At 63.6% G+C, this 14,452-nt stretch carries 11 protein-coding genes; 6 read left to right on the forward strand and 5 right to left on the reverse strand.

Annotated features, from left to right (window positions below; translation table 11 throughout):
- Positions 1–42: 42 nt before the first annotated feature.
- Together GUV69_RS17265 and GUV69_RS17270 are read right to left on the reverse strand one after the other, a co-directional pair.
- Positions 43–1,542: an APC family permease gene (locus GUV69_RS17265; RefSeq protein WP_164204658.1), complete on the reverse strand. Its 1,500-nt coding sequence runs from the start codon at positions 1,540–1,542 to the stop codon at positions 43–45.
- Between the two features lie 201 nt (positions 1,543–1,743).
- A complete protein-coding gene (locus GUV69_RS17270; RefSeq protein ID WP_164204660.1) occupies positions 1,744–3,684 on the reverse strand; it encodes a primary-amine oxidase in 1,941 nt (646 codons plus the stop codon).
- 629 nt (positions 3,685–4,313) lie between these two features.
- Between GUV69_RS17270 and GUV69_RS17275 the strand changes: the two genes are divergently transcribed.
- Together GUV69_RS17275 and GUV69_RS17280 are read left to right on the forward strand one after the other, a co-directional pair.
- Positions 4,314–5,786, forward strand: a complete 1,473-nt coding sequence (locus GUV69_RS17275) for an APC family permease (protein WP_244292763.1) — start codon at positions 4,314–4,316, stop codon at positions 5,784–5,786.
- On the forward strand, positions 5,783–6,526 hold the full coding sequence (locus GUV69_RS17280; protein ID WP_164204662.1) for an IclR family transcriptional regulator: 744 nt from the start codon (positions 5,783–5,785) through the stop codon (positions 6,524–6,526). Before GUV69_RS17275 ends, GUV69_RS17280 begins: the two co-directional genes overlap by 4 nt.
- Positions 6,527–6,598: 72 nt before the next feature.
- On the opposite strand, the gene katG is transcribed toward GUV69_RS17280, so the two are convergent.
- The 3 genes from katG to GUV69_RS17295 form a co-directional block, all read right to left on the reverse strand.
- Positions 6,599–8,893 carry a catalase/peroxidase HPI gene (gene katG, locus GUV69_RS17285; RefSeq protein WP_164204665.1) on the reverse strand — a complete coding sequence of 765 codons (2,295 nt, stop codon included), beginning with the start codon at positions 8,891–8,893 and terminating at the stop codon, positions 6,599–6,601.
- A gap of 107 nt (positions 8,894–9,000) precedes the next feature.
- Complete coding sequence (locus GUV69_RS17290; protein WP_164204666.1) at positions 9,001–9,321, reverse strand: DMT family transporter; 321 nt, start codon at positions 9,319–9,321, stop codon at positions 9,001–9,003.
- Positions 9,318–9,674, reverse strand: a complete 357-nt coding sequence (locus GUV69_RS17295; protein ID WP_164204668.1) for a DMT family transporter — start codon at positions 9,672–9,674, stop codon at positions 9,318–9,320. Before GUV69_RS17295 ends, GUV69_RS17290 begins: the two co-directional genes overlap by 4 nt.
- Positions 9,675–9,884: 210 nt before the next feature.
- Between GUV69_RS17295 and GUV69_RS17300 the strand changes: the two genes are divergently transcribed.
- The 4 genes from GUV69_RS17300 (at position 9,885) to GUV69_RS17315 (ending at position 14,413) form a co-directional block, all read left to right on the forward strand.
- On the forward strand, positions 9,885–11,018 hold the full coding sequence (locus GUV69_RS17300) for a tyramine oxidase subunit B (protein ID WP_164204670.1): 1,134 nt from the start codon (positions 9,885–9,887) through the stop codon (positions 11,016–11,018).
- 130 nt (positions 11,019–11,148) lie between these two features.
- The gene (locus tag GUV69_RS17305; protein WP_164204672.1) at positions 11,149–11,613 is read left to right on the forward strand and encodes a MarR family winged helix-turn-helix transcriptional regulator; all 465 of its coding nucleotides are present in this window, start codon (positions 11,149–11,151) and stop codon (positions 11,611–11,613) included.
- The gene (locus tag GUV69_RS17310; RefSeq protein ID WP_164204675.1) at positions 11,610–12,911 is read left to right on the forward strand and encodes an MFS transporter; all 1,302 of its coding nucleotides are present in this window, start codon (positions 11,610–11,612) and stop codon (positions 12,909–12,911) included. The genes GUV69_RS17305 and GUV69_RS17310 overlap by 4 nt, the downstream gene beginning before the upstream one ends.
- Positions 12,912–13,129: 218 nt before the next feature.
- A complete protein-coding gene (locus GUV69_RS17315) occupies positions 13,130–14,413 on the forward strand; it encodes a M20 family metallo-hydrolase (RefSeq protein WP_164204677.1) in 1,284 nt (427 codons plus the stop codon).
- Positions 14,414–14,452 lie beyond the last annotated feature (39 nt).

Genomic DNA, 14,452 nt, shown 5'->3' on the forward strand with positions numbered 1-14,452 from the left:
TATCCCGGCTCCAGTTTCCTGGAGCCGGGAGTACCGGTTCCGCTATGCGAGGTCCAGGACCTTTTCCCGGCCCGGTGCATCCTGATCGGACGCATCGGCCGAAGCGGCAGCAGCGGCTTCTGCTTTGGCTTTTTCGCGTCGGGTTTCATGCAGGGAATACAGCCAGATAGGCAGGTAAAGTGCCAGGACGAGGAAGCCCACCCAGGTTGAAGTCCAGCCGATTTCCAGGCTGTTCAGGTAAACAACGCCGATCAGGCACAGGGGCACGTTGAACAGGCCGAAGACCATGGCCACATGCTTCCAGCCCTTGGGGGCCTTGAAGGGCCGTTCCAGGTTTTTGAAGGCGGGGTGCTTTTTGGCCCTGACGTACGCGAAGAGGCTGATGCCGTTGGCGCAGGTGTAGCCGATTGCCGAGGCCGCAAGGATTGCCGCGGCGTTTCCCATGGAGATCAGCACCAGGTTGAAGGCGCCGATGACCAGCATGGCAATGAAAGGCGTGCCGTGACGGTTGGTTTTGCCAAACACCCTGGGCAGGTTGCCTTCCATGGACATGGAGTGCATGGCGCGGGAGGAGCCCAAGTAGGCCGTCTGGATGATCAGGACCATCGCGGCGATCAGCATGATGATGGTGATGACGGAGCCGGCCTGGCCAAAAACGGCCTGGGCCACGGGGATCAGGGGCGAGACAGCCTCGGCCTGAACGCCCTCGACACCAAGCACGCCGATGACTGCAGCCTGCAGCAGGACGTAGAGGGCGAAGCAGATGATGCCACAGGCAAGCAGCGCCTTGGGGAGATCCTTGGACGGTTTTTTGTATTCGGGGCCATAGATGGCTGCCGTTTCCCAGGCGCAGGCACTCCACTGGGCGATCCCGAAGATGCCGAACAGCATCAGGATGTGGTGCATGTCCCAGGTCCAGTCGGCGGGCCACCAGTTGCCGGTGATGTTGGCCATCTCCACGTGTCCGGTGGCAAACGGTGCCACGGCCAGGATGACCAGGGGGATCAGGGAAATCGCGGCAAGGACGTATCCCAGGATTGCGCCGTCTTTGAGGCCGAACCAGTTCACGATGAACAGCATGCTGAATATCACCACGCCGGAGACCAGTGCGAGCTGGTACTCGGTGAAGGTTTCGCTCAGGACCGGGAACATTCCGTGGAGGTAGCTTCCGGCCGTGATGGCGAAGATCGCCAGGATGGGGTTCCAGCCGAACCAGTAGCTCCAGGCGGTGAAACCGCCGATCAGTTTGCCCTTGTCGTACTTGCCTTTGTAGTTCTCGGTGCGGAAGACATGCTGCGCGAAGCCTGGCAAGCCGGAAGCCTTGGGGAAGGTGGTGGCCATTTCGGCATATGCGGCGTTCTGCATAAAGCCTTGAAGGACGGATACGCCCCAGATGAGGATTGCTGCGGCAGATACGTACATTGGCAGGTAGCCCAGCGAGGGCAGAATCAGCATGGGAACACCCAGCGCGATGGCCGCGCCCTGCTTCCAGTTAATTGACCTTTTCAGGTCACCCACTTCATCCAAATGCTTGTCACTCATAACATCTCCTTCGATGAACTGAACGTCGTGTGATCTTTACTGCCGGGACGCCCGTTGGCGGCCAGCGAGTATGGGACGGACCCCGATGCGCGAACGACCAGGCACGTAGGAAGGTCCGAGGGAATTTCGCCTTGTGGCGAGGCGGCTCCGCGGGAGCGCTGTGACGAATCACTGCGCCCCCGCGGAGTGGGTTAAGGAGTGTTAGTCCTTGGTGCAGCAGGTGTCGGTGGTGGTGTTGGTGCGGTTTTCGTTGGTGGGGAGGTTGAGGGTGGGGTTTTGGTCGAAGAAGCCGTGGGGTTCGAGCATGAAGCCGATGTTTTGGCGGGGCATGATGGGCCAGTCTTCGAGGCGGACGACGTGGTGCATGCCGAAGGTGTACCAGACGACGAGGTCTTGGTCGACGATGTTGCGGTCTTTTTGGGTCCAGATGTGCAGGCCGTCGTCTTCGCCGGTGGCTTGGTTAGGGAATTCGCCGGCGGCGAAGCGTTCGGTGCGGTCGTAGGCGGTGACCCAGAGGTTGTTCCGGGCGAACTGGGCTCGTTTGGAGACGTAGGATTCATCGCCGGCGGCGAGTTGGATGCCGTCGGTGGGGATCAGGCGGTAGGCGACGGGTTCGTTGACGATGTTTTTGCTGTCGCGGTTGGCGATCTTCCAGAAGCGGTGTTTGGAGGTGTCGGTTTTGCGGATGGCGGCTTGTTCGGTTTCCAGGAGCCGGTCCACGGCCATGAAGGCGGTGTGGGTGGGGTTGTGTTCGGGGATTTCCATGTCGACTTCGTAGACGGCGTTGGTGGGGCCGTCGATTTCGAAGTCCATGCGGACGTTGAACATGTGCTGGTGGATGGGGGCGTAGAGTCCGTCGTTGTTCAGGTTCTGGCCGTAGGGGCTGTTTTCGCCGGGTTTCTGGCCGGCGGTGGAGAGGATGCCGGTGGCTTTGACGAGGAATTCGATGGATCCGTCGAGGAAGAGGTGCCAGTAGAAGGCGTATTCGTAGTTCGCGACGGTGGCGATGAAGGAGATGACGAGTTTGCGGGAGCGGCGGGTTTCGGTGGTGCCTTCGCGGAAGTCGAAGTGCTTCCAGAGGATGGAGTCGTCTTCTTCGTGCATGCAGATGGCGTTTTCGATGGTGAGGGGGTTGCCGTGGCTGTCGGCGGTGATCCCGTCGAAGTATTTGATTTCGCCGAGGCAGTCACAGCCCAGGGTGAGGGAGTTGGCCATGTTTCCGATGTTGTATTCGCCGGAGTCGAAGGCGTTCTTTTTGGCCTGGACGGGGGCGGTGTCACCGTAGGGGACGACCATTTCGGAGAGCGAGGCGCGGTTGAGCACGGGGCGTTCGACGCCCTTGTTGCGGAATTTGAGCTGGTGCAGGACCAGGCCTTCGCGGGGGGTGAAGCCGACGCGGAAGGACCAGTCGGCCCACTGGACGTGGTTGCCGGTGACGGTGAAGGAGGCGCCTTCGGGCTGGGTGATGGAGATGGGTTTGAGGTCGGTGCGGGGTTCGCCGACGTATTTGGGCAGGTAGTTCCCGGACGCGGAGGGGACGGGGATGGCCTGGTCGTCATCGACCTTGACGACCTCGCCGGAGTTCAGGTCCACGATGACGATGAAGTTCTCGATCGGGTGGGCGTAGGGGCTGTCGTCGGCTTCTTCGCGGACGAAGACCAGGGCGCGCATCAGGCGCCGGCCCAAGTCGTCTTCGCCGAAGTAGCCCACGGACCAGGGTTCGAAGCAGACCAGGGACATGTCGGTGATCCCGCGTTTGGCCAGGGCGGCCTGGACCTCGGGGTTCTGGCGGCAGGACTCTTCGCCTTCGGCGAATTCATCGAGCATGAACGGAGGGTGGATGTGCGCGGCGAGCTGGGTCCATTTGGAGACGATGCCTGATTCGAGGTCCACGATCGCTTCGTAGGACCGTGCTTCGGCGCGGTTGACCAGGACAGCGTCGGCTTCACGGGTCACAGCGGCGCCGGTGCGGAGCAGTTCCTTCTCCGGTTCGCGCAGTTCAATGCTGATGAAGCGGAATGATTCCGCGGCGGCCGGGCCGTCCTTCAGGATCGCAGCGGCCCGGGAAATCTCCTCGCGGGAGAGCGGATCAAGCGGGTGGGAAACCCCTACCCCGGTGTGAATTTCAGTGTTGAGAGTCATGGTTTTCTCCTTGGTTCTATTCAAAGTGAAGGCTCGCTGGCTTGTGGCCGGGATGGTTTCCCGGGCTGCGGCCGGCGGAATTGCCATTGCGGAATATATAAACGCCAGGATCCGCGGAATAACAGAACTATTTGTCTTTTGGCTTTGTCCGAACAACTAATTCATGTGTTCATGCGCGGCTGCATTAGAGATCACTCTCGTGCCCGTTTGAGGCTGGAGAATAAATCCTTTGCAATCAGCATCCTCATTTTCTGAGTGCCGGCCGGACCCCACTCTGGGCCCTGTTGGCGTGATGCAGATCACGTGTATTCCGTCTGTGTAAGAAAAGCTACGCCATTCAGTTCACTGCGGGCGAGCCTTTTCGGGATATCTGCGTGAGAACTTCGCGGAGGCATTTTCCCACCCCAGTTAACATGTTGGAAACATTCGGGACCGGGCCTGGAGGCCGTGGTGAGTGAGAAAGTCCGGGCAGATTTTTCCCACTGCAGTTAACATGCCGGAAACATTCACAATCACGCTCGGAGTCACCATGGGGGGCGGGGAATGCTAATGTTTTGCATCTCTGGCCGGTGACTTGTGTCACGCAAAATCAACGACGATCCTGCACGCCGGAGGGAAAGTTGGTCCCAGTGTCTGCCCGCGGTGATCGCTTCATCACGCCCCGCTCTCCGGTGGAGGGCCTGCGGCGGCGGAAGCTTTCCTTCCTGCCGGTGTTCGCGCAGTCAGTTGCTAACGTGGCGCCCGCCGGCGCCATGACCGTCATCCCGGCCTTGATCTTTCCGGGGCTTGTCTTTGGATCCGGCGGAACAGGCCTTTTGCTCACCTTTGGCGTAGCCATGGCGGTCATGGTCCTGGTTGCCTTCTGCCTGAGGCCGATGGCAAAGCGCATGGCTGCCGTCAGCGGCCTCTACAGTTACACCGCCAAGGGGCTGGGCCAGCGGACGGCAATCACCGCCGGCTGGTCCGCCATCTTCGGGTATGGCCTTGTTGCCATGGCGAGTCTGCTGGCCGTTGGCACCTATGTGTTGGAGCTGTTCATCAACCTCGGCATTCCCGCCGCAGATCCCAAGGCTTTCACGGTGCTGGTCATTGTTGCCGCCGCCGGCGCCGCCTGTTTCCTTATGATCAGGGGGATCCAGCTATCCGCATGGTCCACCCTTTTAATGGAAACCATCTCCATCGGAATCCTCGCCGTCCTGATGATCGTCTACTTCGCCGTCAATGGGCCGACGCTTGATTTCACGAGTGTGTTCGCCTGGAACGGACACCTTGATTCGTTGTCGATCGGAATCGTGGTGGCAGTCAGTGCCTTCGTCGGCTTCGAGAGCCCAACCACCCTCGGAGGGGAAGCGCAGAAACCCTTCGTCAGCGTGCCGCGGGCCATTACCTGGACTCCCATCCTGGCCGGTGTCCTCTATCTCCTCGCGGCCACAGCACAGGACGTAGCCCTCAGGGATGCGCCAGCCGGCATAACAACCAGCTCCACGCCGTTGTCAGACCTGTTTTCGCAGACGTCCCCCGCGTTCGCGGCCCTCCTCGATCTCGGAATCGCGGCATCGTGGTTTGCCTGCGCCATCGCCTCCGTCAACGCCCTGGCCCGGATATTTTTCTGCATGGGCCGCGAGGGAGTTGCCCCGCGTGCTGTCGGGCGGACACATCCTGCTTTTCGGACACCCTCGACGGCGATACTCGCCGTCATGCCTGTCGTCGCCATAGTTCCCATCGCCATCATCCTCTCCGGATCCAGTCCTGAGCAGGGACTCGCGAACCTCTTTACGCTCGGCGCCTACGGGTACCTTGGGTCCTACGTCCTTGCCAGTGCGTCCATGCCGTTTTTCCTGCGCAGGATCGGGGAGACCACTTATGCCAGCTGGATACTTGGAGCGGCAACCTCCCTGGTTCTCGGGGCTGTGCTGTGGATGGCTGCCGCCGCGTCAATTGGGACAGGGAACCTGCAGACGCTCATCTACGGCGGCGTCCTCCTTGCCAGCGTCATTTACGCGATGTACCTTCACCGCCGGTTGCCCCTTCGCCTGGCATCAGTGGGCATCTACGACGAGACCCGGCAATCGGACCTGTTCCATGGGGGCCCGGCCACATGAGCTACAGGCCAACGCACGCCGGTTCCGGACCGGCGTCGAACTCGCTCAGGATCCTGGAGACGGTGGCCCGGTTCGGCACCGGAACAACGGCGAAAGAGATCACCGATGCCCTGCGCATGCCTCCGGCCACTGCCTACAGGCTGTTGAATGCCCTTGTCGGGGACGAATACCTGGTCCGCACCTCCGATCTCCGAGGCTTCGCCCTCGGCCACGCCCTGTCAGGTCTGGTCGCCGCAGCGACCCCGCCAACCGTATGCACCGCAGCCCGCACCATCATCGACGAGTTCCGGCAGGGGGTCCGTTTTGCCGTCCACCTCATGATGTTCAGGAGCGCTTCGCTCAGGGTCGCCGAAGAAGATCCTGACTATCCGCTCCATTCAGTATTCGAGCTGCTCCGGTATCCACACGCTTCAGCGGCGGGGAAACTGATGCTCGCCGAGCTTGGTGATCCGGCCCTTGCGCTTCCGGGCGGTCAGCTGGTGAAGGTGACGGACCACACCATTACGGACAGTGGCCGGCTGAAAGAACAACTGGCAGAAATCAAGGTCGCAGGCCAGGCCTCGGAGATCAACGAACTCGAAGAAGGATCCGCCAGCCTGGCACTTCCCGTGCAGTTGCCGGACGGGTCAGCGGGCGCGGCACTGTGCCTCACCGGCCCGGCGGAACGGTTCACCGCAATCTCCGAACACGCGGAAGCAGCCCGTGAACTGACGGTACGACTGAAGCCGCTCCTGTTCTGATTCAGGAACCGTATCTGATCCAGGAACCGTGCTCCGGGCCGGCCGCGTCTGCAGCCGGCCCGGACGCATCGGTCAGCGCAGGTCGAAGCGGTCCAGCTCCATGACCTTCACCCAGGCGGACACGAAGTCATTGACGAACTTCTCCCCGCCGTCTTCGCTTGCGTAGACCTCGGCCAGTGCCCGGAGCTGGGAGTTGGAGCCGAAGACCAAATCCGCGGGCGTGGCCGTCCACCTCAGTTCGCCCGTGGTGACATCGCTGATCTCGTAGACGTTCTCCTCCGACTCCGACGCCTTCCACTTGGTGCCCGGCGAGAGCAGGTTCACGAAGAAGTCGTTGGTCAGGACCTGCGGCCTGTCGGTGAGGACGCCGTGGGTCGAACCGCCGACGTTGGTGCCGAGGGCGCGCATGCCGCCAACCAGCGCCGTCATTTCCGGGGCGGAAAGGTCAAGCAGGTATGCCTTGTCCAGCAGGAGGGTTTCCGGCTGGAGCTTCTCGCCGGGGCGCACGTAGTTGCGGAACCCGTCCGCCCGCGGCTTCAGGTACTCGAAGGACTCGACGTCGGTCTGGTCCTGGGTGGCGTCGGTACGGCCCGGACGGAACGGCACAGTGACAGGGAAGCCGGCGTCACCCGCCGCCTTCTCCACCGCTGCACAGCCACCGAGGACAATCAGGTCTGCCAGCGAGACCTTCTTGCCCCCGGCCTGGGCGGAGTTGAACTGCTGCTGCACCGCTTCAAGTGCCTGCACCGCCGTCGAAAGCTGCTCGGTTTCGTTGATCTCCCAGCTGCGTTGGGGCTCCAACCGGATGCGCGCCCCGTTGGCACCGCCGCGCCTGTCGGTCTTGCGGTATGTGGACGCGGCTGCCCATGCCGTGCCGGCGAGCTGCGAGACGGATAGTCCCGAATCCAGCAGCTTTGCCTTGAGCGAGGCGATGTCATGCTCGCCGATCAGCTCGTGGTCCGCCGCCGGGACGGGGTCCTGCCAGAGCTGCGCCTCCGGGACCCACGGCCCCAGCATGTGCGGGCCGACCGGACCCATGTCGCGGTGCAGCAGCTTGTACCAGGCCTTCGCGAAGGCGAGCGCGAAGTCGTCGGGATTCTCCAGGAAGCGCCGCGAGATCTTCTCGTATTCCGGGTCAACACGCAGCGAGAGGTCCGTGGTGAGCATTGTGGGACGGTGCTTCTTCCCGGGATCGTGGGCGTCGGGGATGATCTCCTCCGCGTCCTTGGCCACCCACTGGTGCGCTCCGGCGGGGCTTTTGACGAGCTCCCACTCGTGCCCGAACAGGATCTCGAAGAAGCGGTTGCTCCACTCGGTGGGCCGGTCCGTCCAGGTGACCTCAAGGCCGGAGGTGATGGTGTCGGCGCCCTTGCCGGTGCCGTAGGTGCTGAGCCAGCCCAGGCCCTGCGTCTCAAGGTCGGCGGCCTCGGGTTCGGGGCCGACGTGCGCGTCGGCGTCACCGGCGCCGTGGGTCTTGCCGAACGTGTGGCCGCCGGCGATCAGTGCCAGGGTCTCTTCATCATTCATCGCCATGCGCTTGAAGGTCTCGCGGATGAAAGCCGCGGCCGCCAGCGGGTCCGGGTTGCCCATCGGACCCTCGGGGTTGACGTAGATCAGGCCCATCTCCGTGGAGCCGACCTCCTCCGACATCCGGCCCTCCCCGATGTACCGCTCATCACCGAGCCAGGTGTCCTCCGGTCCCCAGAAAATCTCCTCGGGCTCCCACACATCCTCGCGGCCGAAAGCGAAGCCAAAGGTCTTGAAGCCCATGGACTCGAGCGCCACGTTGCCTGCCAGGACAATCAGGTCAGCCCAGGAAAGCTTCCGGCCGTACTTCTGTTTGACCGGCCACAGCAGGCGCCGGGCCTTGTCCAGGTTGGCGTTGTCCGGCCAGCTGTTGAGCGGCGCGAAGCGCTGGCTGCCGTCCCCGGCGCCGCCGCGGCCGTCATGGACGCGGTAGGTTCCGGCCGCATGCCAGCTGAGGCGGATCATGAGGCCGCCGTAGTGGCCGAAGTCCGCGGGCCACCAGTCCTGGGAGGTGGTCAGGACCTGCGTGATGTCCTGCTTCAGCGCGTCGACGTCGAGCTTCCGGAACTCCTCGCGGTAGCTGAAATCTGGGCCCAGCGGGTTGCCCGCCTGGTTGTGTGCGTGGAGTACGGAGAGGTCCAGCTGGTTCGGCCACCAGTCCGCAACGGTGCGTGGACGGTGGGCCTTGGGTTGCGGCGAGTCGATCGCCGGGTTTTCGCTCTCGCTGCCGTGCGAGGTGGCGCTGCCAGGGGCAACCGGGCAGCCGCCTTCAACTTTGCTGTCCAGGCCCTGGGCACTTCCTGGGGTGGGGATCGGGGGGTGTTCCGGGCGATCGGTCATGAGCTTCCTTCCATGTGGCCGAGGCCGTGGAGCGGACTCGGGCGGCCGGTTCAACCTTCCCATTTGACCATAGACAGGGTGTGCTGGGGAGGCCCTTCACAGTGCCCTTAGTGGGCTGCACCCAGCTCGATGAGGAGAACTCCGCCGATGATGAGGCCGAGCCCGAGCATCATGACCGGCGTGATGGTCTCCTTGAAGAAGACACGGCTGGCGAGGGCCGTCAGGGCAACCCCGGCAGCGGCCCAGATCCCGTAGGCGACCCCGAGGTTCATTCCCTGGTCCAGGGTCAGGGTGAGGAGCGTGAACGCCAGGAAGTAGCCGACGCCCACAGGGATGTACCAGCGGCGTTTGCCGGTGGACGCGACTCGCAGCAAGAGGGTGGCGGTGACCTCGGTGAGGATTGCCGCCGTCAGCAACAGCCACATCATGCGGCAACCGCCTCGTGTTCCGGTTCTTTTGCCGGCTCCTGGCGTGACCCGAGTTCAACGCAGAGCACGCCGCCGATGACCATGGCCACGCCGATCATCATTACCGGGGTCAGTGCTTCGCCAAAAAAGACGGCGGCCAGCAGCACGGTGAGTGTTACTCCCAGCGCAGCCCAGATCCCATACGCCACGCCAAGGCCCAGGCCTTTGCGGAGGACTCCGGCGAGGAACGCGAAAGAGGCGGAATAACCGAGGACCACCACGATGAAGAAGGCAGGGTTTTCAAGGGCCGCCTTTAAGGAGAGGGACGCCGTCACCTCGCTCAGGATCGCGCCGGCGAGAAGAATCCACTTCATGTACACAGTCCTTCGAACTTATTGGGGACTGTTCCCCGTGGGTGCAACGGCGCGCATGCTGCTGGTGTTCCCTGACCGCCCAGGTGGGGACAGGTACGAGGCCGGGGAAGAAGTTACACGCCGGAAACCCGGGCTTGATGGGTCGGAAATGTGCGATCGATTTACTGATATTAGTCAACGTTTACCGCCATGAATCACGAAGGAATCCAGATGTCCACCAGAATCAACTTCCGTTACCTGAGCGAACCCGACATGGTCGAGGCCGGCGTCGGCGACGTTGTCCGCTGCACTGACGTGATGGAGGAGGCGCTCGTTCTCCTGCGCCAGGGTGACTACCGGATGGCGGGCGATAACGGCAATTCCCACGGTGCCATGATCACGTTCCCGGAGGCGCCCGGATTCGACGGCATGCCGAAGGACGGGCCGGACCGCCGGTTCATGGCAATGCCCGCCTACCTGGGCGGCCGCTTCGGCACCTCGGGCGTCAAGTGGTACGGCTCCAACACGGAAAACCGGCAGAAGGGGCTGCCCCGCTCGATCCACGTATTTGTCCTGAACGACAGGGACACCGGGGCACCGCTTGCCATCATGAGTGCCAACCTCCTCAGCGCCTATCGCACCGGCGCCGTACCCGGCGTCGGGGTCAAGCACCTCGCGAGGGCCGACGCGAAGGTTGCGGCGGTTGTCGGCCCGGGCGTCATCGCGCGCTCCGTGCTTGAGACGACGCTGGCGCTGCGCCCCTCGATCGACACACTGCTGGTGAAGGGCCGAAGCGCCGGCAGCACGCAGACGTTCGTTGACTGGGCCAAGGCCAAGTTCCCGCAGCTCAGCAGCGTCACGTCGGCCGAGACGATCGAGGAGGCCATCGCCGATGCTGACATCGTAATGGCCACCACATCCACCGATGCAGCAGGAAGCGATGCGTTCCCCTACTTCCCGAAATCGGCCATCAAGCCCGGCGCCCTGCTGCTGCTTCCCGCCGCCGCCCGTTTCGACGACGACTTCCTCCAGGGTGACGCGCGCCTGGTGATCGACGCCGAGGGCCTGTATCAGGCGTGGCTCGAGGAATACGGCCCCACCGCGTACCAGATCCTGGGCATCCCGGGCTCGCACTGGTTCGGCCTGCTCGACGACGGAAAAATTCCCGCGTCGAAAATCGAGGAGATCGCCGACATTGCAACGGGCAAGCTCCCCGGCCGCCGCAATGACGAGGAAATCATCCTCTATTCCGTAGGCGGGATGCCCGTGGAAGATGTTGCCTGGGCGACAGATCTCTACCGTGCCGCCGACGAGCAGAACATCGGCACCGTCCTGAATCTCTGGGACACGCCGGCCCTCGCCTGATCACAGGCCGGCCTCCTGCTCCGTCCGGGCAGGAGGCCGGCTACCTCCGGTTGACCATTGTGCGATTGAAGCCGGATAATAGTTAGCAAGGCTAAGTAGCGATGCTAACTATCATGACGGCGGCAACAACATGACAACTGAGGTTTCTTCCGGCACCGGCGGCGGGCCCGGCGAGGGTATCGAGCCGGACACATTGGCAATTGACCTTCGGATTGCCGTGATGCGCACATCCCGCCGGCTGCGCATCGAAGCGACCGGGGATGTCATCACGCCGGGCCAATACACGGTGCTGGCGCACGTCCGCGGCGGCGCCCTGACCCTCCGTGAACTGGCAGAACGCGAGCACGTGCAGGCGCCCTCAATGACGCGCATAGTCAATGCACTGACAGAACAAGGTCTTGTGTCGCGGACAGCGCATCCCAAGGACGGCCGCCAAATCCACGTAGAGATCACGCCGGCGGGCGAGGCCGTCCTTAACGAGGCCCGCAGCCAGCGGACAGCCTGGCTGGCCCGGCGCGTGGCCGGGCTCAGCGAAGAGGACCGTCTGACGCTGAGCCGGGCCGCGCACATCATGCAGGAATTGAGCGCCCGATGAGCGCCATGTTCCGCGCCCTCGAGAACCGCAACTACAGGCTGTGGGCCGGTGGGGCGCTCGTCTCCAATATCGGCACATGGATGCAGCGGATCGCCCAGGACTGGCTTGTGCTGACAGTCCTCACCGATCACTCCGGAACCGCCGTGGGCATCACCACCGGACTCCAGTTCCTTCCCATGCTGCTGCTGGGTCCATACGCCGGAGTGCTCGCGGACCGCTACCGGAAACGTGTGATCCTGCTGTGGGCGCAGACGGCCATGGGCCTGATCGGCTTGGCGGTCGGGCTGCTGGTGGTGTCCGGGTCCGCGCAGCTGTGGCAGGTCTACGTTGCCGCCCTGTGCCTGGGCCTGGCCAGTGCCGTTGACGGTCCGGCGCGCCAGGCCTTCGTCTCCGAACTGGTGGGCCAGGAACACCTGGCCAACGCAGTTTCACTGAACGCAGCGTCGTTTAATACAGCCCGGCTCACCGGCCCCGCCATCGCCGGCCTGCTCATTGCCTGGATCGGCACCGGCCCCGTGTTCCTCCTCAACGCGGCCAGCTTTGCGGCGGTCCTGCTTTCTTTGTGGCGCATACGCACCTCGGAACTCTCACCTTCCGTGCCGGCCTCCCGTGGCGGGCATCAGGTCGCCGAGGGACTGGCGTACGTCCGGCGGCGTCCGCATCTGATGCTCATCCTCACTATGGTGGGGATCCTCGGAGCATTCGGGATGAATTTCCCCATTACCAATGCGCTGATGTCAACGGCGGAATTCGGAATGGGACCGGAGGAATTCGGGCTCCTGGGCTCCATCATGGCCGTAGGGACACTGGCCGGCGCCCTGCTCGCAGCCCGGCGGTCGGGGCCGCGGCTTCACCTCCTGCTGGGCGGGGCGCTCGCGCTAGGCATCTTCACGCTGGCCGGCAGCGTGTCGCCGACCTTCTGGCTCTACGCCGCAGTCCTGGTACCCGTTGGCCTGGCGTCAATCACCTTCCTCAACAGCTGCAACACAAGCATCCAGCTCACGGTGAATCCGCAGTTCCGCGGGCGGGTGCTTGCGCTGTACCTGGCTGTCCTCCAAGGCGGCACCGCACTGGGGGCGCCCCTGATGGGATGGATCGGCACGGAATTCGGCGCGCGCTGGGCGGTGGCCTTCGGCGGGGCTATCGTCCTGCTGACCGGCCTGGCGGCCACCATCGTGGTCAGCCGGCGCAGCAGCCTGTCATTTCGGCAGCAGCTTGGCGCTGTCATCGCGCGCCGGCGCCCACGCAGGTGGCGGCCCCGGGGCGGGGAGGCCGCCGGCCAGGCGGAGGGCGCCTAAAACGAGCCGCAGCGCACGGAAACGAACGACGGCGGGAAACTTCCCGCCGTCGTCCGCTGCTGTTTGACCGGGGTGCCGCACGCCGAAGCGGATCTCCCCTGAGCCTGCTGTGCAGAATCACAATTCAACCAACTGAATTGGTTGTCCGGAGCCAGTGCTTGCGCCGCGCTGCCCTGCGACGATTATGTAAACCATCAATCGAGCACAAAGGACTAATCATGAGCAACGGTGCTGTGCCGGAACCTGATCCCACCAAGTTCACAGGAGCTGACGCCGCGTTCCTGCAAGACTTCGCCACCCTGTGCACCTTCGGCGCTACCGTGGGCGGGGGAGTAGAACGGCAGGCCGGCTCAGCCGCAGACGGGATGCAGCGGGCCTGGCTGACCCGGATTCTTCAGGACAAGGGATTCGATGTCTCTTTTGACCAGGTCGGGAACCAGTTCGGCCTGCTGGAACTGCAGTCCGGTGCGCCTTACGTGCTGGTCGGGTCCCACCTCGATTCCCAGCCAACGGCGGGACGCTACGACGGCGCCTACGGTGTCCTTGCCGCCGCCCACGCCGCCTTCCGCCTTGCAGCAGAATGGCAAGCCGACGGAACTGCTCCCCGCTACAACCTCGCAGTAGTGAACTGGTTCAACGAGGAGGGTGCCCGTTTTAAACCGTCCATGATGGGCAGCTCCGTCTACACCGGAAAGATGACGCCCGAGAACGCCCTCGCCACCAGGGACGCGGCAGGCATCACTGTTCGGGAGGCACTGGAAGCCACCGCCGCACTCGGCCAGGGAACCGGTCCGACCGCCGCCTACGCCGCAGAAATCCACATCCAACAGGGCCGCAGCATGGAACGCGACGGCATCACCATCGGCGTCGTCGACTCCAACTGGGCGGCCAACAAGTACCAGTTCGAGGTCCACGGCGAACAGGGCCACACCGGCTCAACCGTCATTGCCGACCGGCGCGATGCGCTCCTCGGTGCGTCGATGCTCGTGGTCGCTGCGAGGGAGATCGCGGACCACTTCGCCGACGGCGCCGTCCACACATCCGTAGGCCAGCTGGACGTTTATCCCAATTCGCCCGTCGTTGTACCGTCGCTGGTTACCTTGCTCCTTGACCTGAGGTCCGCCGACGAGGATCTCCTCGCCGCGGCCGACCGGATGCTCCACGACCGAATCGGCCAGATCGAACAGGCCGCCCGGGTGGACATCACCAAGACCGGATCCCATTGCTGGCCGGTCACTCCGTACCAGCCGGAAGGTGTGGCACTGGCCGAGAAGACCGTGGCGAACCGCGGACTGGCCTATGCGCGGGTGAAGACGTTGGCCGGACACGACTCCACCAACCTGAAGGACGTCGTTCCCACGGTGATGCTGTTCGTCCCGTCGGTGGAGGGCATCTCCCACAACGAGCACGAATACACCACCGACCAGGACATTATCAGCGGCCTGCACGTGCTCACCGACGTCGTCCGTAGCCTCTGCCTCGGGGAACTCGACCCCCGCTAGCAGCCCACACAACAGAAGGCGCCCGGGCCAGTGGCCGGG

Source organism: [Micrococcus luteus] ATCC 49442 (assembly GCF_010367585.1).
Lineage (GTDB): Bacteria > Actinomycetota > Actinomycetes > Actinomycetales > Micrococcaceae > Arthrobacter > Arthrobacter luteus_A.